Annotated in this window: 24 protein-coding genes; 20 read left to right on the top strand and 4 right to left on the bottom strand. The window is 58.8% G+C overall.

What is annotated here, in order from left to right:
• Positions 1-36 precede the first annotated feature (36 nt).
• The 6 genes from ACTX90_RS17185 (at position 37) to ACTX90_RS17160 (ending at position 5,748) form a co-directional block, all read left to right on the top strand.
• Positions 37-1,344, top strand: coding sequence for an NAD-dependent succinate-semialdehyde dehydrogenase (locus ACTX90_RS17185; RefSeq protein WP_443442551.1), 1,308 nt, complete (start codon positions 37-39; stop codon positions 1,342-1,344).
• A 325-nt stretch (positions 1,345-1,669) separates the two neighbouring features.
• Positions 1,670-1,936 (top strand): hypothetical protein, encoded by a 267-nt coding sequence (locus tag ACTX90_RS17180; RefSeq protein ID WP_443444045.1) that lies wholly within the window; start codon positions 1,670-1,672, stop codon positions 1,934-1,936.
• Between the two features lie 403 nt (positions 1,937-2,339).
• The gene (gene mobC / locus ACTX90_RS17175) at positions 2,340-2,732 is read left to right on the top strand and encodes a plasmid mobilization relaxosome protein MobC (RefSeq protein WP_443442550.1); all 393 of its coding nucleotides are present in this window, start codon (positions 2,340-2,342) and stop codon (positions 2,730-2,732) included.
• Positions 2,729-4,207, top strand: a complete 1,479-nt coding sequence (locus tag ACTX90_RS17170) for a relaxase/mobilization nuclease domain-containing protein (RefSeq protein WP_443442549.1) — start codon at positions 2,729-2,731, stop codon at positions 4,205-4,207. The genes mobC and ACTX90_RS17170 overlap by 4 nt, the downstream gene beginning before the upstream one ends.
• 15 nt (positions 4,208-4,222) lie before the next feature.
• Positions 4,223-5,314: a hypothetical protein gene (locus ACTX90_RS17165; protein ID WP_443442548.1), complete on the top strand. Its 1,092-nt coding sequence runs from the start codon at positions 4,223-4,225 to the stop codon at positions 5,312-5,314.
• Entirely contained in the window at positions 5,311-5,748 is a 438-nt protein-coding gene (locus tag ACTX90_RS17160) for a DUF4913 domain-containing protein (RefSeq protein WP_443442547.1), read from the top strand. The genes ACTX90_RS17165 and ACTX90_RS17160 overlap by 4 nt, the downstream gene beginning before the upstream one ends.
• Before the next feature lie 242 nt (positions 5,749-5,990).
• On the opposite strand, the gene ACTX90_RS17155 is transcribed toward ACTX90_RS17160, so the two are convergent.
• Both ACTX90_RS17155 and ACTX90_RS17150 read right to left on the bottom strand, forming a co-directional pair.
• Complete coding sequence (locus tag ACTX90_RS17155) at positions 5,991-6,503, bottom strand: hypothetical protein (protein ID WP_443442546.1); 513 nt, start codon at positions 6,501-6,503, stop codon at positions 5,991-5,993.
• A gap of 509 nt (positions 6,504-7,012) precedes the next feature.
• Entirely contained in the window at positions 7,013-7,594 is a 582-nt protein-coding gene (locus ACTX90_RS17150) for a PadR family transcriptional regulator (protein WP_443442545.1), read from the bottom strand.
• 164 nt (positions 7,595-7,758) lie between these two features.
• Between ACTX90_RS17150 and ACTX90_RS17145 the strand changes: the two genes are divergently transcribed.
• The 3 genes from ACTX90_RS17145 (at position 7,759) to ACTX90_RS17135 (ending at position 10,327) form a co-directional block, all read left to right on the top strand.
• Positions 7,759-8,853 carry an aromatic ring-hydroxylating dioxygenase subunit alpha gene (locus tag ACTX90_RS17145; protein ID WP_149597683.1) on the top strand — a complete coding sequence of 365 codons (1,095 nt, stop codon included), beginning with the start codon at positions 7,759-7,761 and terminating at the stop codon, positions 8,851-8,853.
• Positions 8,854-8,892: 39 nt separating this feature from the next.
• On the top strand, positions 8,893-9,906 hold the full coding sequence (locus ACTX90_RS17140; RefSeq protein ID WP_443442544.1) for a PDR/VanB family oxidoreductase: 1,014 nt from the start codon (positions 8,893-8,895) through the stop codon (positions 9,904-9,906).
• 193 nt (positions 9,907-10,099) lie between these two features.
• Positions 10,100-10,327, top strand: coding sequence for an MFS transporter (locus ACTX90_RS17135; RefSeq protein WP_443442543.1), 228 nt, complete (start codon positions 10,100-10,102; stop codon positions 10,325-10,327).
• A gap of 2 nt (positions 10,328-10,329) precedes the next feature.
• Here the strand turns inward: ACTX90_RS17135 and ACTX90_RS17130 are convergent, their stop codons facing one another.
• Entirely contained in the window at positions 10,330-10,842 is a 513-nt protein-coding gene (locus ACTX90_RS17130; RefSeq protein WP_443442542.1) for a MarR family winged helix-turn-helix transcriptional regulator, read from the bottom strand.
• 507 nt (positions 10,843-11,349) lie between these two features.
• Between ACTX90_RS17130 and ACTX90_RS17125 the strand changes: the two genes are divergently transcribed.
• The 11 genes from ACTX90_RS17125 (at position 11,350) to ACTX90_RS17075 (ending at position 23,566) form a co-directional block, all read left to right on the top strand.
• On the top strand, positions 11,350-12,228 hold the full coding sequence (locus ACTX90_RS17125) for a transketolase (protein ID WP_443442541.1): 879 nt from the start codon (positions 11,350-11,352) through the stop codon (positions 12,226-12,228).
• Positions 12,228-13,193 (top strand): transketolase family protein, encoded by a 966-nt coding sequence (locus ACTX90_RS17120; protein ID WP_443442540.1) that lies wholly within the window; start codon positions 12,228-12,230, stop codon positions 13,191-13,193. Before ACTX90_RS17125 ends, ACTX90_RS17120 begins: the two co-directional genes overlap by 1 nt.
• Before the next feature lie 35 nt (positions 13,194-13,228).
• Complete coding sequence (locus ACTX90_RS17115) at positions 13,229-14,299, top strand: zinc-dependent alcohol dehydrogenase (protein WP_443442539.1); 1,071 nt, start codon at positions 13,229-13,231, stop codon at positions 14,297-14,299.
• Complete coding sequence (locus ACTX90_RS17110; RefSeq protein ID WP_443442538.1) at positions 14,296-15,831, top strand: sugar ABC transporter ATP-binding protein; 1,536 nt, start codon at positions 14,296-14,298, stop codon at positions 15,829-15,831. The genes ACTX90_RS17115 and ACTX90_RS17110 overlap by 4 nt, the downstream gene beginning before the upstream one ends.
• A 61-nt stretch (positions 15,832-15,892) precedes the next feature.
• Positions 15,893-16,822 (top strand): ABC transporter permease, encoded by a 930-nt coding sequence (locus tag ACTX90_RS17105; protein WP_443442537.1) that lies wholly within the window; start codon positions 15,893-15,895, stop codon positions 16,820-16,822.
• A gap of 71 nt (positions 16,823-16,893) precedes the next feature.
• Complete coding sequence (locus ACTX90_RS17100) at positions 16,894-17,871, top strand: sugar ABC transporter substrate-binding protein (RefSeq protein WP_443442536.1); 978 nt, start codon at positions 16,894-16,896, stop codon at positions 17,869-17,871.
• A gap of 102 nt (positions 17,872-17,973) precedes the next feature.
• Positions 17,974-18,756 carry an SDR family NAD(P)-dependent oxidoreductase gene (locus tag ACTX90_RS17095; protein ID WP_443442535.1) on the top strand — a complete coding sequence of 261 codons (783 nt, stop codon included), beginning with the start codon at positions 17,974-17,976 and terminating at the stop codon, positions 18,754-18,756.
• 10 nt (positions 18,757-18,766) lie between these two features.
• Complete coding sequence (locus ACTX90_RS17090) at positions 18,767-19,648, top strand: sugar phosphate isomerase/epimerase family protein (protein ID WP_443442534.1); 882 nt, start codon at positions 18,767-18,769, stop codon at positions 19,646-19,648.
• A 31-nt stretch (positions 19,649-19,679) separates the two neighbouring features.
• Positions 19,680-21,167, top strand: coding sequence for an aldehyde dehydrogenase family protein (locus tag ACTX90_RS17085; protein WP_443442533.1), 1,488 nt, complete (start codon positions 19,680-19,682; stop codon positions 21,165-21,167).
• 78 nt (positions 21,168-21,245) lie between these two features.
• Positions 21,246-22,460, top strand: a complete 1,215-nt coding sequence (gene tal, locus ACTX90_RS17080; RefSeq protein ID WP_443442532.1) for a transaldolase — start codon at positions 21,246-21,248, stop codon at positions 22,458-22,460.
• Positions 22,457-23,566 carry a 1-phosphofructokinase family hexose kinase gene (locus ACTX90_RS17075; protein ID WP_443442531.1) on the top strand — a complete coding sequence of 370 codons (1,110 nt, stop codon included), beginning with the start codon at positions 22,457-22,459 and terminating at the stop codon, positions 23,564-23,566. The genes tal and ACTX90_RS17075 overlap by 4 nt, the downstream gene beginning before the upstream one ends.
• Positions 23,567-23,766: 200 nt before the next feature.
• Here ACTX90_RS17075 and ACTX90_RS17070 read toward each other — a convergent pair whose 3' ends face one another.
• Positions 23,767-25,233: a type IV secretory system conjugative DNA transfer family protein gene (locus ACTX90_RS17070; protein WP_443442530.1), complete on the bottom strand. Its 1,467-nt coding sequence runs from the start codon at positions 25,231-25,233 to the stop codon at positions 23,767-23,769.
• Positions 25,234-25,241: the final 8 nt, after the last annotated feature.

The following is a 25,241-nucleotide window of genomic DNA, read 5'->3' as shown; positions in this document are numbered from 1 at the left end:
AACCCCGCCACCGGAGAGCTCCTCGCCGAGTACCCCATGGCGACCGACGCCGAGATCACTGATGCGGTCGGTCGTGCCCACGAGGCCTACCTCTCGTGGCGCGAGACCCCCATCAAAGAACGAGCCCGCCGGGTCAAGCGCGCTGCAGAGATCTTCGGTGAGCGCGCCGAGGAGCTCTCCGCGATCATCACCCGTGAAATGGGTAAGCGGATCGATGAGAGCCGGGGAGAACTGCAGATCGTCCAAGAAATTTTCACCTACTATGCAGAGAACGGTCCCGCGTTGGTTGCCGATGAGGCGCTGGCGATCCAGGGCGGAAACGCTGTGGTTCAGAAGCGTCCAATCGGCGCTTTGATCGGCATCATGCCGTGGAACTACCCCTACTACCAGGTAGCCCGTTTTGCGGCGCCGAACTTGGTGCTTGGTAATACCATCATTCTCAAGCATGCCCGCAACTGCCCGGAATCGGCGGCGGCGATCGAGTCGGTCCTGCACGACGCCGGCATTCCCGCAGACGCCTACATTAATGTCTATGCGTCGGCCGAACAAGTTGCTTCGATGCTTGCAGATCCCCGGATCCAAGGCGTTTCGTTGACCGGCAGCGAGCGGGCCGGCTCGGCCGTGGCCATGGAGGCGGGACGAAACCTTAAGAAGGTAGTCCTGGAACTTGGTGGGTCGGATCCGCTGGTGCTGCTCGATAGCTCGGATCTGGACAAAACCGTCGGGATTGCCATCGACGCTCGCATGGGAAACAACGGCCAGGCCTGCAACGCACCGAAGCGGATGATCGTCATGGACGAGATGTACGACGAGTTCGTTGCGAAAATGACCGAGAGGATGTCCGCCTTCGAGCCTGGGGACCCGGCAGACCCCAGCACCACGCTGGCTCCGCTCTCCTCGCAAGCCGCGGCAGACGAACTCGTTGAGCAGATCACCGATGCGGTTGCCAAGGGAGCCACACTCCACACTGGCGGAACGCACATTGAAGGGCCGGGCGCGTATGTGTCGCCAGCGGTGCTGACCGGGGTCACCAAGGACATGCACGCCTACTACGGGGAGCTTTTCGGCCCCGCCGTAGTTATCTACCGTGCCACCAGTGAGGAGGAAGCCATCGAGCTCGCCAATGACACGGTTTACGGACTCGGTTCGGGAGTCTTCAGCGACGATCTCGAGCGTGCCCGCCGCGTAGGTGAGCACATTGAGGCCGGGATGGTTTACATCAACGCAGCCGGCGGTTCGCAGGCAGATCTGCCCTTCGGCGGCATCAAGCGCTCCGGCGTGGGTCGTGAGTTGGGCCCCCTTGGTATGGAGGAATTCATGAACAAGAAGATTGTTCGACTCTAAAAGCTAACAACCTGCACTTGTAAATTTCCCACAGAACGGCGGGTGGTGTCCCTCTATGCGAAGGATGTCACCCGCCGCTCTGCTCGGTACCAAGGTTTGCTAGAGAAAGTGCAGCTCCGAACAATCTTGAATCTAGTCCGCCAAGCCAAGGCAGTGACCTGGCGAGGGAACTTGCTAAAGATCCTCTCATTTTTGATTTCCCGGGGATCACGGAAGAAGCACAAGAGCACGCTATAGAAGAAACCATGACACTTCGTTTGTCGCAGACCTTTACCGCCAGGCGGACACGGGTTCGGAATCTCAGAGAGCTGATGAACGCTTCCACCTGGCCATCGGTAAGGCTGCGCATAACGCCACCTTGCGAGAAGTGCTTTTCCAGATGGAATCCAAGATCAGCTTGACTGCTCCGGCGCACTTATGGGGGTCACGCGAGGGCATGCGGGAGATGAAACTTCGAGCGCTAGCCGACCACGAACGGCTGGTGCAGGTAATCAACACCTGGAGCAGGCTGGCGCCCGCGGATCCGAACACGCTCGTGACGGCCTGGGCAATGTCGTTGGCCGCTTCCATGCGCAGATTATTTTGTGCTTGAAGCTGTTCAAGAATCCGGGTTGCTGCGTCACCCATGAGTCAAGCCTTCCAGCGGAACTTCGCCGTCTCAGCGGGTCCGACCGGCGAAGCTCCGATACTTCGCAGGGTAGCGCGTTCACGTTGTTGACAGCGGAGCGAAGCTCCGATACTTCGCAGGGTAGCGCGTTCACGTTGTTGACAGCGGAGCGAAGCTCCGATACTTCGCAGGGTAGCGCGTTCACGTTGTTGACAGCGGAGCGAAGCTCCGATACTTCGCAGGGTAGCGCGTTCACGTTGTTGACAGCGGAGCAAGCTATACACTTAGCACGGCTAAGTGGCCTGTGTCCTTGATCTTCGATTTGGCGGGTGGGACAATTGACCTTGTTAGGTCGATTGGCGTTGCACTGGGCGGGAGGTTGGTTCGCATGGCTCGTTTTGATTCGCGCAAGCGCCAGCCGAACGCGGCCGGTGGCCGTTCGGTGCGTCGCGAGGTGAAGCTGACCGTGGAGCAGAACTTGGCGTTGCAGGTCATGGCCGACGAGGGTGGCGTGTCGGTTCCTCGGTTGTTGGTGGAGTCCACGTTGTCGCAGTCTCGTGGTGAGACTGCTGCCGAACGTCACGAGCTGATTACCTCATTGTTCTTGTTGCAGCGTGGCCTTGCCGCTGCGGGGAACAACATCAATCAGATCGCCAGGGTGGCGAATGCGACCGGTGAAGTCAAGGACGAGCTGCACGATTCTTTGGAGCATCTGCGCGAAACGGTGAAGCGCATTGATGACGTTTTGGAGTCGTTGAAGATCGTGGGGGAGCCGGCATGATCCCGAACGTGGTGCGCGGTGGTCGCATGGCTGGTTTGATGAACTACTTGGTCGGGCCGGGTCGTGCGAACGAGCACGAGAATCAGCGGCTGATCGCCGGTGATGACCGGGTGACTTTTGCTTACGCTCCGGGTGTGGAGTTGTCGAAGTATGATGCGTTTGAGATTGCCGAAATCTTGGATGCACCGCGCAAGCTGCACGGCACGTCTGTGACGAAGCCGGTGTATGCGAAAGACGAGGAAACCGGCGCATTTTTGACGGACGAGAACGGTAAGAAGATCCGTACCGGTTCGAAGGATGCGCACGTGTGGCATTGTTCTTTGGCCGTTGAGTCTGGGTATGGTTCGGTACCGGATGAGCAGTGGGCGAAGATCGCCGGATCGTTCGTGGAGAAGATGGGTTTCATTGACCCGGACGGCGCGAAATCTTCGCGCTGGGTTGCGGTGCATCATGGGGCGTCGAAGAACGGGAATGACCATATTCACTTGGTGGTGTCGATGGTTCGTGAGGACGGCACCAAGGCGAGCACACATAATGATTTTCACCGCGCCCAGGTGGCGTGCCGTGAACTGGAAGTTGAGTACGGGTTGCCACGGTTGGAGTCCCAGGAACACGGGCAGGGACTGGCGGGGGAGAAGCCGGCAGAACGTGCCAGGGCCGACCGAAACCACATGGCCTTGTCGGATAAGTTCGAGTTGCAACGCCGCCTCAGAGCAGCATTGGCGACCGCGAATTCGGCCGAAGAATACTTACGCCATGCTCAGGATCACGGGGTGCATATCGCGCCCAGCTTCAAACCAGGATCAAACACGGAAGTGCGCGGCTACCGGGTGAGCTTTGGCCATAGCGCCACGGACGGAAAGGCTGTTTGGTACGCACCGTCAAAGATTGACCGAACGCTAGGTTGGCCTGACATTAACCAGCGGTTCGGGGCACAGGGTCAAGCGGCTGCTGACGCGTACCTTGTCTCGTTGCATTCCTCGAATAACCCGGCAATGAAAACTCGCACGAAGGGCCACGCCTTATCGGTGGCGCAACTGGAACGCATGATGAGCCATAAGACCGGCCCGGACACGCTGGCGAACATTTACGCGCGGTTGTCGTTGCAATGGGAACGCAATAAGCCTGGAACGTTGCATCAACTGTCCATGTCTTATGCCCGCGCTACCCAGGGGATGGGTAACGCCCGGTATGCTGCCCGGTTGAATCAAAGGTTCGCGGCGGGCAACGGTCGCGGTTGGGTGGCAGTTGCCAAGCAGGCAGGACGTTTGGGCCGGCTGATGTTGGAAAACAACTTGCGTACCGATAGGCCACGGTTCACCGCTAGTGTGGATCGGTTGCTCAACGATGCCGAGAGTATTGTGCGCGCTGAGATGCGCAAGATCGAACAAGAACAGTCTCACACGGCGCCAGCTCGCGGGCTGGCTGGCACCGGGCAGGGCAGGACGCCACGAGATCCAGGGTACGAACGCTAAAGGAGAGTGAGCACCATGAACGACAATGAAGAATCTGAAATCATGCAGGACTTCGGACAGATGCTGCGAACGGTCATGGGTTCGGGCTTGCAAGCTGTTGAACAGGCACAGCGTCGAGCTGCGATGCGCGCCCAAGAGCAAGCGATGAACGAAGCCAAGGAACGCGGCGTCGCTCAGATGATCGGCAAAGATTTTGCCTCCGACAAGTTCTGGCGTTCTGCCGGTTCCGAAGCTATTGCCGACCGCATGACTCTTTCCTTGGAGCTGGCCACCAAGCACGGTGCGAGCAGTGAAGCAGCTCGCGCGTTCATGACCGGTGCTGATCGTATCCGCAACCAGTTCGGGATCAATGTGGAGGATCTGAACCGGGATCATCCCACGGCAGCCACCGACCGTCACCGCGCGTTGCGTGATGCCCTGGACGACTATTTAGCCGGCCAGCGAGCCACGGCCGAGCCACCACCCATGGGCCAGGAGCCATGGTTCGCGCAGCCGCAGGGAACGTTCCGGGATTATGACTACAACGATGGTCTGGAACGCCATGTGGAGATCAGCAAAGAGGAAGCGCTACGGCGCTTGGAGCTGATGCCGGCGGATACGGTGCGTGACCCATCTATTGGCGGGCGCGACACGATCAGTTTTGTTCCGTCCTGGTATGGGCATGACGATGAGGTAGACCGGGCGATTGCCGAGAAATTCCCGCACCTAGTGCCCAAGGGTGCGAAGCTGCCGCCGGAGAGCACTGCTGGCGAGGCGGCAGAAGCCCAGAAAGACGAAGCCACGCATCTGGGACAAGCTGAACGAGCCGAGGGCGAAGAGCACCTTGACCGGGCGAACGCGGACACTGCCGAAGCTAAGGAAGTACGCACCCCACCCCAGGCTGGGGCTGGGCCGGAGGACGCGGGCACTGTGCCGTTGACCCAGCACAGTGATGCGTCCCAACGCATTCTGTCGGTGTGGCGGGAGAAATCCGGGGGAGCGAATAATCCCTCGCTGGCCCAGGCGCCCACGCTGGAGCATTCCAAGTCCGGCACCTCAGCGAAGCGCCCGAAAATCCTGGTCGGGCAAACCCAAGGCCGAGGCAAGGAACAGGGGCTGTCGCGATGAAAATGCCTGATGATCACGCCGATGATTTTGGCGCACTGAACGAAGAACCGCCGGCACCATCCACCGAGGCGCCCGCATCTGATCCGCAGCCGGAGTTTGTGTATCGGGATGCTGAGCACTGGTTGCAGGAGCTGGCGCTACCGCACTACCTGCGCAAGCTGGGCGGAGCTGGCCACCGGTGGGCACCGAACTGGTTCGATTACCCCGAGGCAGACACCCTGATCCAGTTGTTGTGGGAGTACTGGGAACAATCGCGGCTCGATGGCGTTCAGGCGATGCTGGTGTATTTCCGGGACTACTTCTACCCGCTGATGAATGTGCTCACCAGCGAGGACGGCCCGTTCCATGCGTATGACAAGGTGATGCGCCCAGAACTGCCCGAACCGTTCCCGGTGTATAACGCGCCCAAGGGACATTTTCCCCAAGCAGAGTGAGCCAGTCGCTGGGGGACATGAATTAAGGGAGAGGAGAATAGCCAACTGGGCATCATCCGGTTCTTCTTGAACGCCGCGTTCGTCCGGATCACCGGCATCTTCCGCACCGCCGGATGCACTATCGCCCGCTAATGCGGTGTGGCTGACCGGTCATGGACCTTGGTGACCTTCGCGCCATGACGGGTCTTCGAAACCAGCTTCTGCTGCGGCAGAAGGTAGTTCGTGAAGATCCGATCCAGCTCCTAAATCTGGTTGAGTAGCTCCAGCTCCTCTGGGCTGTCGTAGCGCTGATAGCCGAGCAGATCCCGAACCCATGACCAGTTCTTCTGCTCCACGCACGCGCCATCATTCTTGTTCCCTGACAGGGAACGGGCGAACGTGATCGGCCGCTCCTGGCAGAAGCGCAGCAGTTGTTGGATGATGAACTCGCTGCCGTTATACGAGTCAATGCCGATGATCGGGAACGGGAAGACCTCCATGACATGTATCCAGGCGGCGAACACGTGCCTCTGGGCTTTGTTGCGCACCGAGCGGTTCACTGTCCATTCGGTGCCGATATCGGTAACGGTCAGGGTGAAGCAGAATTCGTCACGGTTGTTACCGCGTTCGTAGCCGACCAGATCGATCTCCACAAAGCCTGGCACGGCGTCATCCCATTCGGTCCAGGTGCGCACCGGGATCTGGGACTTGAACAGGGAACCGGGTTTGGTGTGCGAGCGGCCTCGAAGAACCATCTTTCTCCGTTCGTTCGTCAACCTGCGGTCTATGGTCGAGGCGCCTTATCCTCAGCAGCAGAGCTGCTTGCTCGTCGGTGACGTCCAAAGCTTTCTCGGTGCGTAGCATGGGCACGAGGTAGGGCATGGAGGCCGCCAGGAGTTTGGACGCCGGGTCGGGCAACACCGCCCAGCACAGGATCAGTGCTGGTTGTAGGTCTGCTTAGGTGGGTGGGTTTCCGGCCGGCTCGCACGATGCGGGGCTTGGGTGGTTGGAGCGCTTGGCGCAGGGCGGCGCGGACGTAGTCGCGGTGTCAGCCTGTCAGTCGGTCAGCTCGTCCATGATCTGCGATTTTCCGGGCTTGTCCGCGCGCTGGTATCGGTGGGCGAGTCGTGTGATGACTTCTTTGCATGCGCTCATTGTCAGCCCCATGGTGCTGAGCAGATACCCGTAGAGTCCGAGAAGCAAGAGATGTTGTGCTGGAGGTTTTTATGAGTCAACACGGGGCGTTGCCACGGTTCACCGAGTTGCTCGTGCCCGTCAGCAGCTTCTACGCGTTTAAGCGGTCAATGAGTTCCAGCCCTCGCTCGGCCCACTGGATTTCGGCCTCTGCCCGGGAAACCAGGCCCTCATAGGTGAACCGCTTATAAGCGATGGTGGCTTCCCAATCCTTGTGCGGCGTGCTGTTCAGGCGCTTGGCAAGCATGGAGTTCGTTCCCTGTTCCAATTCATCAATCCGCTCCTGCCACTGCTTGAGCAGGGATTGGTAATGGGCGATATGCCCGCGCATTTGCTCGCGTGCCGCCTCAGGTTCGGCCCATTCCAGGTAGGCAGCCTTGAGGTGGGCGGGGTCGCGGGTGCGCGCGTACTCCAGCGGAGTGTTCATCCAGCCCTTAAATTCGGCAATGCCCTCGTTGGTGATGGTGTATTGGCGTTTCTTGCCACGCTGGCCCCACGGCACGTCTTGGCCTGTGATGAGGCCTTCGGATTCCATGCGCTTGAGCTCGGGGTAGATTTGCGAGTCCGGGGCGTGCCAAACGTGGCCTACCGAGGATTCGAAGACTTTGTACAAGTCGTAGCCGGTCATCGGCTCAACAGTGAGCAACGAAAGCAGCGCGTTGCGAAGACTCAAATCCGCCTCTTTCCAAAAATGTATTGCACATCACTATCTGTATAGCTAGTCTAATGGCGTGCAAACTATCTATGCACATAGATAGTTTCCCGTAATTCACCCTAATTCACACGCTGGATCTGCCGCAGCCGAGCCCTGCCGGATCCATGACCGAGAGGACCGTCATGACAGAGGTTGCAGCCAAGAGCACCACCACCGCCAAGATCATGGGCCATCCGTTGAACGCTTGGTACGTCGCCGCTTGGGACCACGAGGTCACCCGCAAGCCGATGTCCCGCACCATCGCCAAGCGCCCGGTGGCGCTGTACCGCACCGAGGACGGTAAGGCTGTCGCGCTGGCCGACTCCTGCTGGCACCGCCTGGCTCCGTTGTCGATGGGCAAGACCGTAGGCAAGGACGGGCTGCAGTGCCCCTACCACGGCATCGTCTACAACTCCGCCGGTCGTTGCGTCTCCATGCCCGCCCAGGAAACCATCAACCCCTCGGCAACGGTTCCTTCCTTCCCCGTGGTCGAGCGCTACCGCTACGTGTGGGTCTGGATGGGCGACCCGACCCTCGCCGACCCGCAGCTGGTCCCGGACATGCACCAGATGACTTCCGACCAGTGGGCCGGCGACGGCATGACCATCGCCGCTGACTGCAACTACCAGCTGATCCTCGACAACCTGATGGACCTGACCCATGAGGAATTCGTGCATTCCTCCTCGATCGGCCAGGACGAGCTCAGCGACTCGGAATTCATCACCACCCATGAGGGCAACAAGGTCACCGTGACCCGCTGGATGCACAACATCGACGCCCCGCCGTTCTGGCTGAAGAACATGCGCGACAAGTTCCCCGGCTTCGAAGGCAAAGTGGACCGCTGGCAGATTATCCACTTCGAGGCACCGGCAACCATCACCATCGACGTGGGCGTCGCCAAGGCCGGGACCGGGGCGCCGGAAGGCGACCGCAGCCAAGGGGTGAACGGTTTCGTCATGAACACCATCACCCCGGAAACCGACCGCTCCTCCCACTACTTCTGGGCCTTCATGCGCAACTACTGCCTGGACAGCCAGCTGATCACCACCCAGCTGCGCGATGGCGTGCATGGCGTCTTCGGCGAAGACGAAGCGATGCTCAAGGCCCAGCAGGAAGCCATTGACGCGAACCCGGACTACGAGTTCTACAACCTGAACATCGATGCCGGCGGCATGTGGGTGCGCCGGATCCTCGAATCCATGATCGCCGCCGAGGCGAATCAGCCGGCCAAGGCCTAGCGCGTCCCTCCCTCGAGATGAAAGGTTGGTGCCTCGACCATGGCAGCGACAAATATTGAAGTCTGGCAGGAGGCAGAAGTCACCCGCATCGTGGAGGTGGCCGACGGGATCAAGCGCATTGAGCTCGCCCCGCAGCTGCCTAAGCGTGCCGAACCGGGATCGCATATCGACCTGATGGTGCGGATCAACGGCGACGAAGCCAAGCGTTCTTATTCGGTGGTCGAATCGAGCGCCGACGGGAGAACCCTGGTGATCAGCGTGCTCAAGGCACCGCTGTCCCGCGGAGGCTCGTCGTACATGCATGAGCTGGAGGTGGGGGATCGGCTGCAGATCACCCAGCCCTTGCAGAACTTCCCGTTGCGCGTGGGCGCCGGGCATTATCTGCTGCTGGCTGGCGGGGTCGGCATTACCGCCATAGTGAACATGGCGTCGGTGCTCAAACGGCTGGACGCCGACTACACCCTGGTGTTCGCCGGACGCGCGCGTTCGGCCATGGCCTACCTTCCGGAACTGCAGGCAGAGCACGGTTCCCGGCTGGAGGTGCACGTCGATGACGAAGGCACCTCGCTGCAGGTCGATCAGCTGCTTGCCCGCGCCGGCGAAGAAACCGAACTGTACATGTGCGGACCGATCAGGCTCATGGATGCGGTACGCCGGGGCTGGCTCGCACGCGAGCTGGAACCTTCGGCGCTGCGCTATGAAACCTTCGGCAACTCGGGCTGGCATGACCCGGAGGAATTCATCGTCAGGGTCCCCAAGCTGGATCTGGAAGTCACCGTTCCCCAGGGCCGTTCCATGCTCGAAGCCCTGGAAGATGCCGGTGCGGACATGATGTCCGACTGCCGCAAGGGCGAGTGCGGATTGTGCGAAGTGAGGATTACCGAGCTTTTGGGCCGCATCGACCACCGTGACGTGTTCTATTCCGAACGGCAGAAACGCCAGTCGAGCAAGATGAACTGCTGCGTCTCACGCGCTATCACCTCACCGACCGGTGCCAAGGCCGATGCCGCCACCGGCAGCGGTCCCGCCGTGGTGACCATCGAACCGAACTAGCCGAACATCCATCCTGGCACCACCGCCCGCGCAATTACGGGCTCGCGGGCGGCTCGGTGCACCCCGAAACTGGAGACAGCTCCCCATGGACATCAAGCAGAGAATCGAGAATTCGCCGATGTCGGCCTTCTAATGGCTGGTCGTCGCAGCCTGCACCTTCCTCAACGCCCTCGACGGCTTCGACGTCTTGGCAATGGCGTTTACCGCGAACCAGGTTTCCGGAGAATTCGCCTTGAACGGAGCGCAGCTGGGCGTGCTGCTCAGCGCCGGCCTGTTCGGCATGGCCGCCGGCTCGCTGTTCCTAGCCCCGTTTGCCGACTTGTTCGGACGCAGGCCGATGTTGCTGGGCACCACCGCGCTCGCCGCGGCGGCCATGTTCCTCTCATCTACCGCACCAAGCGGGACGGCACCGACTTGGTAAGGCTAGTTCCCGCCTGGATTTTCCTCGCGGGTCTTCTGGAGCATGCGACGGAGTAATCCATTGAACTCATCGACATCGTTGAGTGCAAGGCTTTCCTGAATGATCTTCTGTCCCCACATCGAGATTGGCAGCATTGAGTCATGCATTTCTGCGCCCGCTTGGGTCAGATATATGGGGCGGGAGCCCCGGGGCCCGTCGACCATCAGCACAAGCCCGCGTTCGAGCAAGACATTTACGCTTTTGGAGACAATTGCCTTGTTGAGTGCGAGGAAATCCGATATTTCGGTTGCGGCGACACCAGGGCGCGTGGCCAAGGCTGAGATAACCCGCCAATCGTTGGTTCCAAGTTGGAATTTGCGTCGCAGTTCATGGGACTCACGCCACACGAGCGCATTGGAGAGTAGGTGAAGTAACCGTGGAGTGAAGTTCTCAGGGTCAAGTGAGCCAGGGAGGGGGTCTGTGACTGCTTCGGGAGGTGCCAGGTCTCGCGACCTCTGGTTGTCCTTTTTTGACATGGTGTTCCTTACGGCAGCTCGGGTTTCCGACCACCACTGTTGATATTTGGGGGAGTGTCGGGTGGCGGCGTCGCTTCCGGCACTCTAACAGCAGAGCTGACAGGATTCAGTTTGGCACTGCCTGACTGATGTCAAATCTTACTAATGTGACTTGTTCGGAACTTATTTCGCCCCTTGCCGTTTTCGCGCACCCGAGGGTAGCCAGGACAATCGCTGTTGGTGTCCAACGAAGGATGTCTTCAATGATCCCCTGACCGATTCCACATCATCTTGCTTGTTCTGGTTGATTTATTCCACGTGCCATTAGATTCCTACCTTACCAAGAATAAGGTTAGTTAAAAACCTGTTTACATATAAACGAGATACTGTTAGGCTCGTCACATTACCGCCAAAGGTTGCCGGTTTCGAGGAATCCCGCGGAAACGATAAACCCCAGGAAAAACAGAGGTCAAGTACAGGAATATCACGTTGGACCGACGTTCATGTCCATCAATGAGGAGACAACAGATGAGCCAAAAGAGCTTGCCGACAGTTGCCGGCACGCGCACCGTCGAGGAACTGGAAGATCTTGCTTTTGAGCTGAGGTCAAAGCTTCTGCATTTGTGCGGTACCTACGAGGGGGCAGTCCATATCGGCGGGGACCTTTCCTCTGCGGATATTTTTACGGTGCTCTACCATTACGGCCTACACGTCGACCCCACCGACATCGCCAATCCCGATCGAGATCGTTTTGTGCTTAGTAAGGGGCACGCTGCGGTATGCATGTACATCGCCATGGCCATGCGTGGATTTTTCCCTTACGAAGAAATTGTTGAGACCTACGGCCAACTCGATTCGGCCTACGGAATGCACCCATGCAAGGTGCAGCTGCCCGGAGTTGAATGTTCGACCGGATCGCTGGGGCATGGTCTCCCGCTTGCCGTCGGAATGGCTATGAGTGCAAAAGGCCGCGGTGAATCCCACCGTGTCTTTTGTCTTCTGGGTGACGGGGAGACCGGCGAAGGATCCGTATGGGAGGCCGCGATGTCCGCGTATAGCAACAACCTTGGCAACTTGATCGCATTCGTAGACCGAAACCGTCAGCTGATGACTAGTTTTGCTGAGGAACGGGTTGCTTTTGAACCCTACCCGGATAAATGGGCGGCATTCGGCTGGAACGTGGTCAACATCGACGGACACGACATGGGCCAACTTGTCCACGCGCTCGATTCGCTGCCCGCGGTTGATTCGGATCGCCCGACAGTGGTCATTTGCGAAACGGTCAAGGGTAAGGGCATCGACTTCATGGAGCGCAATCTTGCATGGCATGCCGGCTCACTGGGTGCCGAAGACCTCAAACGAGCAATGGAAGCGCTTGAAGCATCCCGAGAGAAGGAATCCGTCTAATGCCCGCAACATTTACCTTCGGAGAAATGCTCTCCGCACGTTCTGTCATCGGAACGACTCTGGCAGAACTCGGCGAAGAGCACGAAAACTTGTGGGTCCTTACCCCTGATATCGGTGCCACGCTCGTGGAATTCCGTGACAAATACCCAGATCGCTTCCTCGACGTGGGCCTTGCGGAACAAGCCTGTGTTGGGATCGCCGCAGGACTTGCCTACGACGGGAACATTCCGGTGGTATCCGGAATGCTGCCGTTTTTGAGCATGCGTGCACTGGAGCAGGTTCGCAGCGATGTCTGCTATCCGAACCTGCCTGTGAAAATCATCGGAACCCATGGCGGTCTGGTTGGCAACGGTGGTTCTACGCATTATGCAGTTGAAGACCTTGCACTCATGTGCGCCTTAACGAACATGACGGTTACCTCTATCGGAGATCCTGCAATGGTGGGCGAAGTTATCCGCCAGTCGATGCACATGCAGGGGCCGATCTACATTCGTCTCGCCGTCGGTAAGAAAGACAAGGTGCTATATGAGCCCGGCCGGCATGAGGTTCGCATTGGCAAGGGAATCGTTGCTCGTGAAGGCACCGACGCTACGATTTTCACACACGGCACCGTGGTGGCCCAGGCCCTGGATGCAGCGGAAGAACTTGCGAAGGACGGATTCTCGGTCCGAGTCGTTGACATGTTCACCCTTAAGCCGATCGACGAGGATCTCATCCTGCGGAGTGCGGAAGAAACGAACGGCAAATTCGTCGTCGTTGAAGACCACCTGTCCTATGGGGGTCTTGCCTCACGTATTGCCGATGTCGTAGCCGACCGCAACATTCACCTCACCGCGTTTGAACGCCTTGGAATTCCTCAGGTTTACGCAGGCTTCGGGGAGGACGAGGAGCTGCGCGACAAGCACGGCTATGGACTGGGCGCAACGATCGCTGCCACCCAACGTGTAATCGCAACTAAACCTTGATCGCTCAATAGGTCAATCGTTCAACGGAGAAACGAATGAAAACAGTAGCTGTTACCAAGATCGGAAGCCTTCGCGATCCGAATGCCGATTCCAGAGGGCGCATTGGCTTGGTCGAGTTCCCGGAGCCGAAACTGGGCCCCGAAGACGTGCGCATCCGTGTTGCGTATTCCGCGATCTGCGGGTCAGACCCCCACCTAGCCGAGGGCTTCTTCGGCACTGACGTACCAATCGGACTTGGCCATGAGCTTTCGGGAGTGGTGGAGGCACTCGGTGGGAAAGCGCAGTACAACGGGCTGAAGATCGGCGATCGCGTAGCGGGGAATTTCCTGCGCTTCTGCGGGATATGCACACCGTGCCGCGGGGGCCACCAGCAGTTCTGCGAACATATCCAGGACTATAACCGTCCCGGGATGGCAGAGACGGTGACCTGGCACGAGTCTCAGGTCTACAAGTTGCCCGATAATGTTTCCCTTCTCAAGGGATGCCTGTTGGAACCAACCTCTGTTGCAGTGCGGATTGCCGACAAGGCAAATATCAAAGTCGGTGACCGTGTCGCCATCTGCGGGGGAGGACCGATCGGGCAACTGGCATTGCAAGTGCTGAAGATGAGCGGAGCGACGTCGCTGACCCTCATCGAACCGATCGCGAAGCGTCGTGAGATGGCATTGAAAAATGGTGCCGATGCGGTGATCGACCCGTTCACGCAGGACCAACACCAACGCACAATGGAGCTTACGGACGGCGTCGGTTTCGACGTGGTGATTGATGCCTCCGGTGCCAAGCATGCAGTCGCCGGGTTGCTGGACATTGCCGGCAAGGGGGCAACAGTTGTTTATGGTGCTATGTACCCGCACGACTACGAAATGCCGCTGAATATATCAGATTACCTCTACCTCAAGGAGCTCACCCTCACGGGGGTCTTCGTATCCCCGTATGCCTTCCCGCGCGCCTTGCAGATCCTGCCGCACCTCCGGGTCGATGAACTGACCAATGTGGTGTTCGATCTCCAGAATGCGGAAGAGGCATTCTCGGCGCACATCAGTGGTGATCATCCAAAAATCGTGATCCGTTGCAACGATATTGAAGACGGTGGAGAACCCAGATGAAAACCTTAGATCCCCCCGCAACCGAGATCGACTTGGCTGAAGGCGCTGCAGCTTTCGAAGCCCATAATATCGTCAAGCGCTTTGACGGGGTGCACGCGCTGAACGGGGTGGAACTCTCTGTGAAACCGGGCGAGATCCATGCTTTGCTGGGAGAGAACGGTGCGGGCAAGTCAACGCTGATCAAGATCCTTACCGGACTCTACACTCCGGACTCCGGAACGATCCTGCGCAACGGTGAACAGATCGAATTTGCAAACGTGCAGGCCGCACACAAAGCCGGGGTGGTGGCGCTGTACCAGGAGCTATCGATTATCCCGACCATCAGCGTTGCTGAGAACATCCTGCTTGGTGAACAGACGCCGAGCCGCGGCGGGCTGGTGATGTGGAATCGAATGCGCAAACGGGCCAAGGAACAACTCGATCGCTTGAATCAGCGGATCGCGTTGGGAAAACTCGCCGGAGATCTCTCACCGGTGCAGCAGACAATGGTTGCCGTCGCTCGCGCGTTGGCCACTGATGCCCGTGTGCTGATCCTCGACGAGCCAACCGCGGCACTAACCGACCTGGAAATCACCGACCTGTTCGCGGTTCTGCGGGCACTGCGCGACGAAGGTGTGGCAATCATATATGTTTCACACCGGCTCGAGGAGGTGTTCGAGCTTTGCGACAGGCTGACCATTATGCGCAACGGCGAAACCATGCTTACCAAGTCAGTTGCTCAGAGCAACGTCAACGAGGTCATTTCCACTATGGTTGGACGTCCCGCTGGGGATCTCTTCCCGGCCTCCGGAACCGCGACCGACCAGGTGGTACTGGACGTCGAGGGGCTGAACGGTCGCCGGATTAAGGATGTCTCGTTCAAAGCGCATGCTGGGGAGGTACTGGGTATCGGGGGATTGGCCGGATCAGGTCGAAGCGAGCTGCTGCGGCTACTCGCGGGCGCACAGAAGTCCTCCTCCGGTGCCATTTCCGTCAGCGGTCGGAGAATGCCCCACGCCGTCGGTGTGGCTCAAGCGCTCGACATGGGAATTGCACTAGTTCCCGAGGAACGGCGTAGCCAAGGCGTGATCCTCAGCGCCCCGATCGAAGACAACATTGCCCTTGCCAATCTGGGCAGCGTTAGTTCGCTGGGTTGGGTTTCGGACCGCCGCATTGCGAACCTAGCTAAGTGGAGGCTCGCCGACCTGCGCATCAAGGCACGCGGGCCAAGACAGGAAGTTGGCCAACTCTCCGGCGGCAACCAGCAAAAGGTTGTTCTTGCCAAGATGCTTGCTCGAAAGCCCAAGGTGCTGCTGATGGATGAACCAACCCGTGGAATCGACGTCGGCACCAAGGCCGAGATCTACAGACTCATCAGGGAGCTGGTAGCCGGGGGCACCACCGTCGTGGCAGTGAGCTCGGAACTGCCCGAACTGATCGGCATGTCCGACCGCATCATCATCATGCATGAGGGGCGAATCTCGGGCGAAGTGCAGGCCAATGACGCCGACGATGAACTACTCCTCTCCTACTGCTACGGAAGGGTCAACTGACATGACCAAGACAACTACCCTTGCCCCGGCTACGACGCCCAGGGCACCCGGGCGCACCCCATTGACACAGCTGTTCCTGCAGGGCGGCACCATTATTGCACTGGTTCTGCTCATCGGCTTCTTCACCATGATGCGTCCAGATGTGTTCCCCAGCTTCGGCAACATCCGTAACATCCTTGAGCAAATTGCCATCCTCACCATAATCGCCATGGGCCAAACCGTAGTGATGGTGGTAGGCGACTTTGACCTCTCGGTGGGCACCAATGCCACCCTTTCCGGGGCAACGGCGGCGGCATTGATGATCGGAGGTACCCCGGTTCCACTCGCGGTTCTGGCAGCCCTGGCGGTCGGCATACTTGTCGGCGTCGTCAACGGATACCTAGTAGCGTTCCTCAGGCTCTCCGCATTCGTTGCAACCCTGGCAACTATGACAACCGTCGGCGGCCTTGCCTTCATCGTTACCGAAGGCACAACTCTTTACGGGATGCCCGAAAGCTTCTTCTGGATCGGCCAGAGTCGTCCACTGGGAATTCCCATGCCTATCTTCTTTGCACTCGTCGTGGCCGCCGTCCTGTGGATCACGCTGCGCTACACCACACTGGGCCGGCGCTGGTACGCGGTGGGAGGCAACACCGAGGTTGCCCGTCTTTCAGGCGTAAACGTCCGGTGGACCCGATTTCTGGCCTTCGTGGTCGCCGGCTTAGCCTCGGCGATCGGCGGCATCATCCTGGTCAGCCGCCTAGGTAGCGCAAGTTCGGCCAGCGCCAACAACTACATGATGCTGGCCGTTGCCGCGGTCTTCCTAGGCATGACGCTGCTCAAGTCCGGACAGGCAAACGCCGGAGGCACCCTGGTGGGCGTGGGCATCATCGGCGTCATGAGCAACGGCCTGAACATTATCGGTGTCAACACCTATATCCAGCAGGTGCTCACCGGCTTGATTATCATCGCGGCAGTGACCCTCTCGGCGCTGAAATCACGCGAATCGTAGTGGCCCCGACACGGGGCCGAATCACAACATCGACCCAAAATAGAAACCCACACACCCTTAGGAAGTAAACCATGCGTAAAAGGATGACGTCGCTATTCGCCACGGCACTCGTTTCGGCACTGGCACTGACCGGATGCTCTGGTGCAGGTGCCGCCAGCGAAGGAGGATCAGAGTCATTCAAGGTCGCTGCCTTCACCGCCGGATACGGAACTCCGGTAGGAAAGGCAACACTAGACTCATTCGTCCAAGAGGGCAAGGAACGAGGCTGGGACGTCCGGCTGTACACAAGCGAGTTTGACTACGACAAGATCAACACAGATGTAAACAGCGCCATCACCCAAGGTGTTGACGCAATCCTGGCGGGGTTCCCCGATCCGCGCCAGATAGCTCCGCTGGCCAACGCCGCTAAGAATGCAGACATCCCGATCTTTTCGATCGACGGTGGGGTGGAACCAAATGACGACTTCATCGTCGACGTGACTTCAAACCAGCAGCAGATCGCTGACGCCACCGTCGCATCTCTTGAGGAAGCCATGGGCGGGCTGCAGGGCAAAAACGTCATGGTCATTGGCCACGACCCGCACGTTGGTATCATGACGCGCAGCCACATGGCCGAGGAAATTCTCAAGAAATCCGGGGCAAACATTGCCGGTGGCGAAATTAAGCAGGTGCTCAACCCGGGGACCGCGCATGAGGAGTCGCTGAAGTTTGTCACCGACTACCTCCAGGCAAACCCGAAGGGGCTTGACGGGGTCTGGGTCGGATTCGACCACGCGGCGATGGGTGCCGTGCAGGCCATCAACGAGGCGGGTCGTAACGACATCTTTGTCACCGGTGTCGACGCGGTGGGTATCGCACTCGCCGAAATCAAGAAAAACGGACCCTTCTACGCAACCGTCGTACAAGACTGGCCCAAGGTACTGGAACTTGTTATGGACGACATGGCTGCCTACGCCGAAAACGGGACCAAGCCGGCCACAAACTTCGTCGAGACCGATGTAACGCTCGTGGACCGCACCAATGTCAAAGACATCCAGCCAACCGATTGATGCGGGTTGCGGGGAAACCTGTACCGTCTGTCCACACCTAAAAACACATACCAAAATCTAGCAACAGTGCCCGACAGCAGAATGGCACGGAGGAGAAGAACCATGAGATTGGAAGGAAAAGCCGCCATCATCACCGGCGGCGCCAGCGGAATCGGACGTGCGACCGTACTCAAGTTCGTGCGTGAGGGCGCACGGGTCCTGGTCGCCGATATCAACCTGAAGCAGGCTGAGGAAGTGGTCGCCGAAGTAAGCGCCATGGGTTTCGAAGGCGCCGCGGCCGCAGCCCAGGTCGATGTGTCGAATTTTGCGGAAGTGGAAGCCACCGTCGCGCGCGCCGTTGAGCTGTTTGGAGGACTAGACGTCATTTTCAACAACGCAGGCATCGCCGGTGGCAAGCCGCTACTTGAGCACGATCCTGAGCTTGACTACGCACCAATGATCCGCATTGATCAGGACGGTGTCTACCACGGCATCCTTGCTGCGGGTCGACAGTTTCGCGCCCAGGGTGGGGGAGGAGTCATCATTAGCACCTCGTCGATCTATGGTGAACAGGCCGCGGAGCTGGCATTCTCCTACAGCGCCGCGAAGGCAGCTGTCATTTCCTTCACCCGTTCGGCGGCATTCGAACTTGCAGAGTACGGGGTTCGTGCTGTGGCAATCACCCCGGGCCGGGTGGGAACCCCAATCATCAATCAGTTCAGCGACGATCTCAAAAGCACCTTTGCTGCGGAACAGCTGCGTGGGGTGATGACCGAACCCGAGGAAATCGCCAATGTGGTGGCATTCCTCGCCTCCGATGAATCGAACGTCATCAACGGAACCGTGGTGCGCGTCGATGACGGGTATTCGAGTTTTAAGCAGCGTTTCAACCTGCCGGTATTCTGAGGAAGGAACCGTGCATACCCAACTGGACGTGGCTTGCCACCTGAATGTTCTTGTTCCGGATCTGTCGTTCTCACGTCTGCCTAAGGCTCTGGCGGCCATTGCCGCGTCCGGGTACAGGCGGGTAGTGTTGCCTCCGCTAGAACCGGATGCCGTCAATCTTCCGGCACTGCGAGAACTGCTCGAAGAACACGGACTGGCTCCGATCACCATTGCGGGCCAGACGCGTTCAGCCGACGTTTCCTCGGCAAACCCGCAGGTGCGCCGGGCCGGAACCGAACTGCTTCGCAAGAGCCTCGAGCTCACGCTCGCAATCGGTGCGGATCAGCTCAACGGTGTCCCGTACGCCGTTTTTGGCCACCCTACCGCTCCCATCGACCGCGCGGGATTTGAACGGGCAGCACTGGCGGTGGGGCATGTGGCCGAGGAAGCACACCATCACGGCATCAAGATGAGCTTCGAGGTGCTCAACCGTTACGAGACTTCTATGGTCAATACCGCGGCACAGGCAATGGACTTCGCTGCGGCAAGCGGATCCGAGCATCTGATGATTCACCTTGACACCTTTCACATGGCCCTCGAAGAGGCGGACTTATCCGCTGCTATTCGCACAGCACTGCCCCGGCTCGGCTTTCTCGAACTCGGGCAGTCCTCGCGGGGACCGCTGGGTAGTGGAGTGCTCGATATTCCTGCAATCATCCGCCAAGCCCTCTTGGATGGCTATGAAGGACGCTGGGGAATCGAGGCATTTGCCCGGTCAACGCTGGACAGTGCCGCCGCCGACACGCTCTCCATCTGGCGTTCCCCTTTCCATGACGGGGCCGCTCTTGCACACGATGCCGCTCACCTGATCAAAGCGGCACTGGTTGAATCCACCACCACCGCTGATATCTAACCATCCAAGATACATATTGAAAGGCAGGACCATGACCACAACCATGCAAAAGAACCAAACGCTCATTGACGAGGAAACGTTTGCCGGAAGAATTTACTTGGACGGCCAATGGGTTGCCGGGGCAGGCGGAACAATTGCTTCCATCGAACCGGCCACTGGCAATACTCTCGCTATCGTGGGCGTCGCAGATTCCAGCGACGTAGCGCGGGCCGCAGAGGGTGCCGCGCGTGCCCAGCAGGAGTGGGCAACTACGCCTCACTCGACACGGGCTGCGGTGCTGCGTCGGGCCGGGGACCTGTGGGAGAAGCACACCGCGGAGATCGCAACCTGGAATACGCGAGAAGTCGGGGCAATCCCTCCCCTTGCCCAGTTTGCGCTCAACGTCACCGCTGCCGAGTGCTATGAAGCATCAGCCCTTCCCTCGGCACCGCGGGGCAGCATGCTTACCAGTGCGGAACCGCGGCTGTCGCTGGCAGAACAGATTCCGGTGGGTATTGTTGGCGTGATCTCGCCCTTTAACGTTCCGCTGATTCTGGGCATAAGGGCCGTCGCACCGGCCTTAGCGCTTGGCAACGCGGTGTTGTTGAAGCCGGACCCGCGCACGACCATTACTGGAGGTGTTGCAATGGTACGCATCTTCGAGGAGGCAGGACTTCCACCGGGGCTGCTACAACTGCTTCCCGGCGGTGCAGAGGTTGGCGAGGCAATGATCGCCGACCCACGCGTGCGCGTCATCGCCTTCACCGGTTCCACACGTGCTGGCCGCAGCGTCGGTGAATTGGCCGCCCGGAACCTGACCCGGGCTCACCTCGAGCTGGGCGGCAACTCCGCGTTCGTCGTACGCCATGATGCCAACGTTGACAAGGCAGTCAACCTGGCCACCTGGGGATCGTTCCTGCACCAAGGGCAGATCTGCATGACCGTAGGGCGCCATATCGTCCATGAGTCCCTGTATGAGGAATATGTTGCAAAGCTCGCGACGAAGGCGGAGTCGATGCACGTCGGGGACCCGGCAACGGGACAAGTGCACTTGGGTCCGATGATCGATGAAACGCAGCGTGACCGAGTGCACAACCTAGTGCAGGATGCCATCGCACAAGGTGCCGACTTGCGCGCCGGTGGCACATACGAGGGATTATTTTACCGTCCAACGGTGCTAGCCAACACACCGCGCGGGGCCGCTGCATACTGCGACGAGGTGTTCGGACCGGTCGCCTCAGTGGTGAAGTACTCTACCGATGATGAGGCCGTCGAACTAGCCGCAGATACCGAGTTCGGGCTATCGCTGGGCATCGTGACAAACGATGTGATGGCGGGGCTCGAAATGGCACGTCGCATTCCGACAGGAATCGTGCACATCAACGATCAAACGGTCAACGACGAAGCGAATGCACCTTTCGGCGGCGTGGGTGCCTCCGGCACCGGATCTCGCCATGGCGGTGCGCAGGCGAACATCGATGCCTTCACAGAGACCCGCTGGATCACCATGCGACGGGAACCCGGCTCCTACCCGCTCTAACGGCCCGCCATCCCCCGAAATCTTAAGCACCGGTTTTTTGGGGGGTGGCCTACCCTCTACTGAAAAGAGACACAAGCGATGAAGGCGATCAATCCCACCCAAGAGCTATCCGACCTAGGCGTCAGCATCTGGCTCGATGACCTCAACCGCGAGAGCATCGAATCCGGTGGCTTGCACAAATTCATTGAAGAGATGAATGTCGTGGGCGTGACGACAAATCCCACGATCTTTGCCGCGGCAGTAGCCGGAAGCCACGCTTACGATGGCCAGCTCAAGACCCTGGCTGAAGCCGGTGCAAGTCCGGCAGCGGCAGTAGTGGAACTTACCACCGATGACGTTGCTAAGGCATGCGACATCCTTAAGCCAATTTATAAGAAGTCCAACGGATTTGACGGTCGTGTCTCCATTGAGGTGAATCCCAGCCTCGCCTACGACATCTTGGCCACCGTCGAGCAGGCCAAGGCCCTGTATAAAAAGGTCGACCGTGAAAATATGATGGTCAAGATCCCCGCCACGGCCGAGGGACTGGAAGCCATCACTGTTCTGACAGCTGCCGGAATCTCTATTAACGCCACGCTGATCTTCTCGATAGAGCGCTACCGAGAAGTGGTTCGTGCGTACCTCACAGGACTCGAAAAAGCGCAAGCCACAGGGCTGGAACTCTCAAAGATCCATTCGGTTGCTTCTTTCTTCATCTCTCGCCTGGACACGGAGATCGATGAAAGACTGGTAGCAATCGGCACAAATGAGGCACATGAACTACGGACCAAGGCCGGCGTTGCCAACGCCAGACTTGCTCATGAAGTGCACGTGAGGGAATTCCACACCGAAAGGGCCAAGCGTCTGCTGGAATCCGGTGCGAACATACAGCGCTTGCTCTGGGCCTCCACAGGCGTAAAAGCCCCTGCCGTTCCGGAATCTTTTTACGTTGTTGAACTTGCTGCTCCGGGTGTTGTGAACACCATGCCGGAATACACGCTTGAAGCCACTTTCCGACAGGGAGCCGTGCGTGGAAACACCATTGAGAGCGGTTACGCGCAGGCTGCCGAAATCATGGAGGCGCTCTCCAAGGTAGGCATCAGTTACCGCGATACCACTGCTCTGCTGGAGGAACAGGGCATCGAGAAATTCAAAGCGTCTTGGAATGAACTGCTAGACACGGTTTCCACAGCCATTGAACGGCTGGGGCATTGTAGGCCGGATCCAGCCGAGAGACTTCCGGACCTCATGGAAGCGGCAGGAACCATCCCTGCCGACACGCTGCCCGTAAATGGAGGAAGGGAGCATCTATGATCGTCAATCAGCCAACGGCACAAGAACGCATTGAAGTGCTTCGCAGCTGGAGACACGACACGTCCCAAGATCCTCGAAGCCGTGGAGCGCTTCGAGTGAACGATGGATCCGATGCCATGATGAGAATACCCCGGGTGGTTACTTTCACCCCGGCGCCCTCGGTTGACCAGGTTTTTTTCCTGGAAAAGGTTCGTCAGGGAGAGGTAAACCGGGCTAAACGGATGGCATCCTATCTTGCCGGAAACGGCGTCAACGTGGCCAGAAGCCTACGCTTGGCCGGAAACGTGGTTTCTGCAGTCATTCCCGTAGGGCGCGAAGGCCTGAAACAGATTAGAGGCGAGGAGGATTTTAAGGAGGCGATTTGCGGTGTGGATGTGGAGCACGAAATTCGCACTAACGTGGTACTGGCAGACGAATCGGGCATGACCACGAATATCAATTCCCTACCTGCACCGGTGAAATCGTCCCAGTGGGAGAAGCTTTGCCAATCGGCGATAGAGGAGGTCGAAAGGATCAACGCAGACTGGTTCGTTCTTGGCGGAGCGCTACCCACTGATGCAGATACCGGTAGGACGGTTGATATCAGTGCGCTTCTGAGCGCCGTACGCTCACGCGGAGTCTTGATTTGCATTGATTCGAGCATTGAGAAAAGCTGGTCGACGTGGGTTGAGGATTGCCAACCGGATTTGATCAAACCGAACGTCGCTGAGCTCTCAACTATGACGGGAACGCCAATCCATGTTCTGGGAGACGTGGTTCAGGCAGCCAACGTGTTAAGGACCCGTGGCATCGGCACTGTTTTGGCAAGTCTTGGTTCCGATGGAATATTGCAGGTCACAGAGGATTCGATTCAGTGGGCCAGAGGCCCGAAAATTACTGTTGTCAACACGACTGGCGCCGGAGATGCCGCATTAGCTGGCTATCTCAGCGTCCCCCTTAGTCAGAGTCAACATCAGAGGTCCCACGCAGGGCTTCGCCGCGCCGTCTCGTGGGGGGCATTGGCAGCCCAGCAAGATACGACAATTCTGGCGAATCTTGCTGCTAACGATTCAGAGGTTTGGGTTGGACCACCCGTGTGGGAGCATGAACTTGCCTGCCTCACGTAGGGCGCGATTCCGACCGCGACACGCTGTGAAACAAACCATTAGTAGAGGAAGATGAATGGCTTACCCGGTGCGGTACAGCGATGGTCTAAGGGACTCTGACTCTGGAATGCTTGAAATGAAGACCGAAAGAGCAATCACGGAGGCAAGAGCATGGAACAGCCGGATAGGGAATTTTTGAAGAAAGCCTAGAAAAATTTCCATCACACAGACCGATCGTGCGAGGAAGCTGATTCATAGTATTCCTGTGAGAGTTTCACATCTTCCCCATACGGTTTGGTCGAGTAATGCTGTAGCTCGATCAATCCGGCGGGCAGGCCCGAGCTGGTCAGAATCGCGCGACCCCGAGGCAACGCCGCCAAGTCCGCCACGTCCAAGATCCTCTCGCGCTGCATCGAGCTAGACACTGAGCGCCCGGTGCGGGCACTGGTGCTGGAGGAGCGTTTGAGTACGTCCCGTTCGCCGACGAGCTGAGCAAGGAACGGTAAGAACTTGTCATCTGAGAGTCCGGAGCCGGCAACGCGGATGTTGGCGGCGCCCCAGAGTTTGTTCATACCTTTCTCTCCGTAGGCTTCCACTCCTTGGCTGTAGGACTGGAAGAACGTGGACACCACGATGCCCCGCGAGCCATAGTGCGAATATACGTCGGGCAGTTCGCGCCAGCGCACCACGTTTGCGGCCTCATCCAAAACAGCGGTCAGTGGGGTTTTCAGCCGGCCTCCGGGCTGGCTGGCAGCGGTTTTCTCCGCTTCGGTCATGACGGCCATGACTAGGGCGGCGGTGATCGCGCGGGCTGATCCTCCGCCTTCCTTGGAGATGAGATAGAGAGTGTCGGTGCCGGTGGCCAGCTTGCGATGATCAAACTCGGGACGGTTGGTCCCATTGTGCCGAATCCACGGGATTACCTTGTCATAGGAGAGCACGTTCACCCATGGGCGCATTGTGCCATACACTCCGTCACGCTGCTTGGGGGTGAGCTTCTGGATCTGCTCCAAGGAGTTCGCTAGAGGCAGGTGGCCGTGGTCTTTGAGCAGGTCGCGGGCCGTGAAATCCTCGGGATCTTGCGCCCATGCGAACACGTCAGTGATCGGGCGCCGGCCTACGGCGGCGGCAAAGAATAGGTGGGAGAGCAGGCGTTTACCGTCTGACTCGAAATACGCGTCCTGTTTGGCGCCCGCGTCGGTGGCGGAAGCTAAGAACGCGTCTGCGAGTTTTTCAGCGGTTTCCATATCGGTGACGAAGGAGAGGGGATTCCACCACCAGGAGGTTTCTTCTCCGATGATGCCTTGCACGTCATGCACCCAGACGGCGCCGACGCGGGCGCGGGGGCCACGGGTCATGTCTACGATGTCGCGCTTATTGGAGGTGGCCAGTACCGGCCCGCCGGTTTCCAGGATCTGCGGGACACACACGCAGGAGGTCTTACCGGCGCGTGGCCCCATCAACCAGATCTGCACCCACTCATAGGAAGCAAATAAGGACTTGCGGTTGTTGACCAGCTTGGCCAGCGGAACCCCGATGCCGGCCTTGGTGGCGCCGAGGCGTTCAGCATCCGCCCGGGCTGCGGGTTCTTCCAGGGCCTTGAAGTCTTTGGCGTGGCCCATCTCTTTGGCCAGATGATCAATGCGTGAGCTGGTGCCTCGGCTGCGCCGCCACACCACGACCAGCATGACGATGA

Origin of the sequence: Glutamicibacter soli (assembly GCF_052322135.1) — a bacterium.
GTDB lineage: Bacteria > Actinomycetota > Actinomycetes > Actinomycetales > Micrococcaceae > Glutamicibacter > Glutamicibacter soli.
The sequence above is the reverse complement of the archived record's forward strand: the minus strand, read 5'-3'. Positions and strand labels throughout refer to the sequence as shown.

Bases quoted from the DNA above. Each gene is read 5' to 3' on its own strand.
- ACTX90_RS17185 (WP_443442551.1), top strand. From the start codon at position 37: ATGGCGACCGACGCCGAGATCACTGATGCGGTCGGTCGTGCCCACGAG.
- mobC (WP_443442550.1), top strand. From the start codon at position 2,340: ATGGCTCGTTTTGATTCGCGCAAGCGCCAGCCGAACGCGGCCGGTGGC.
- ACTX90_RS17170 (WP_443442549.1), top strand. From the start codon at position 2,729: ATGATCCCGAACGTGGTGCGCGGTGGTCGCATGGCTGGTTTGATGAAC.
- ACTX90_RS17165 (WP_443442548.1), top strand. From the start codon at position 4,223: ATGAACGACAATGAAGAATCTGAAATCATGCAGGACTTCGGACAGATG.
- ACTX90_RS17160 (WP_443442547.1), top strand. From the start codon at position 5,311: ATGAAAATGCCTGATGATCACGCCGATGATTTTGGCGCACTGAACGAA.
- ACTX90_RS17145 (WP_149597683.1), top strand. From the start codon at position 7,759: ATGACAGAGGTTGCAGCCAAGAGCACCACCACCGCCAAGATCATGGGC.
- ACTX90_RS17140 (WP_443442544.1), top strand. From the start codon at position 8,893: ATGGCAGCGACAAATATTGAAGTCTGGCAGGAGGCAGAAGTCACCCGC.
- ACTX90_RS17135 (WP_443442543.1), top strand. From the start codon at position 10,100: ATGGCGTTTACCGCGAACCAGGTTTCCGGAGAATTCGCCTTGAACGGA.
- ACTX90_RS17130 (WP_443442542.1), bottom strand. From the start codon at position 10,842: ATGTCAAAAAAGGACAACCAGAGGTCGCGAGACCTGGCACCTCCCGAA.
- ACTX90_RS17125 (WP_443442541.1), top strand. From the start codon at position 11,350: ATGAGCCAAAAGAGCTTGCCGACAGTTGCCGGCACGCGCACCGTCGAG.
- ACTX90_RS17120 (WP_443442540.1), top strand. From the start codon at position 12,228: ATGCCCGCAACATTTACCTTCGGAGAAATGCTCTCCGCACGTTCTGTC.
- ACTX90_RS17115 (WP_443442539.1), top strand. From the start codon at position 13,229: ATGAAAACAGTAGCTGTTACCAAGATCGGAAGCCTTCGCGATCCGAAT.
- ACTX90_RS17110 (WP_443442538.1), top strand. From the start codon at position 14,296: ATGAAAACCTTAGATCCCCCCGCAACCGAGATCGACTTGGCTGAAGGC.
- ACTX90_RS17100 (WP_443442536.1), top strand. From the start codon at position 16,894: ATGCGTAAAAGGATGACGTCGCTATTCGCCACGGCACTCGTTTCGGCA.
- ACTX90_RS17095 (WP_443442535.1), top strand. From the start codon at position 17,974: ATGAGATTGGAAGGAAAAGCCGCCATCATCACCGGCGGCGCCAGCGGA.
- ACTX90_RS17085 (WP_443442533.1), top strand. From the start codon at position 19,680: ATGACCACAACCATGCAAAAGAACCAAACGCTCATTGACGAGGAAACG.
- tal (WP_443442532.1), top strand. From the start codon at position 21,246: ATGAAGGCGATCAATCCCACCCAAGAGCTATCCGACCTAGGCGTCAGC.
- ACTX90_RS17075 (WP_443442531.1), top strand. From the start codon at position 22,457: ATGATCGTCAATCAGCCAACGGCACAAGAACGCATTGAAGTGCTTCGC.
- ACTX90_RS17070 (WP_443442530.1), bottom strand. From the start codon at position 25,233: ATGCTGGTCGTGGTGTGGCGGCGCAGCCGAGGCACCAGCTCACGCATT.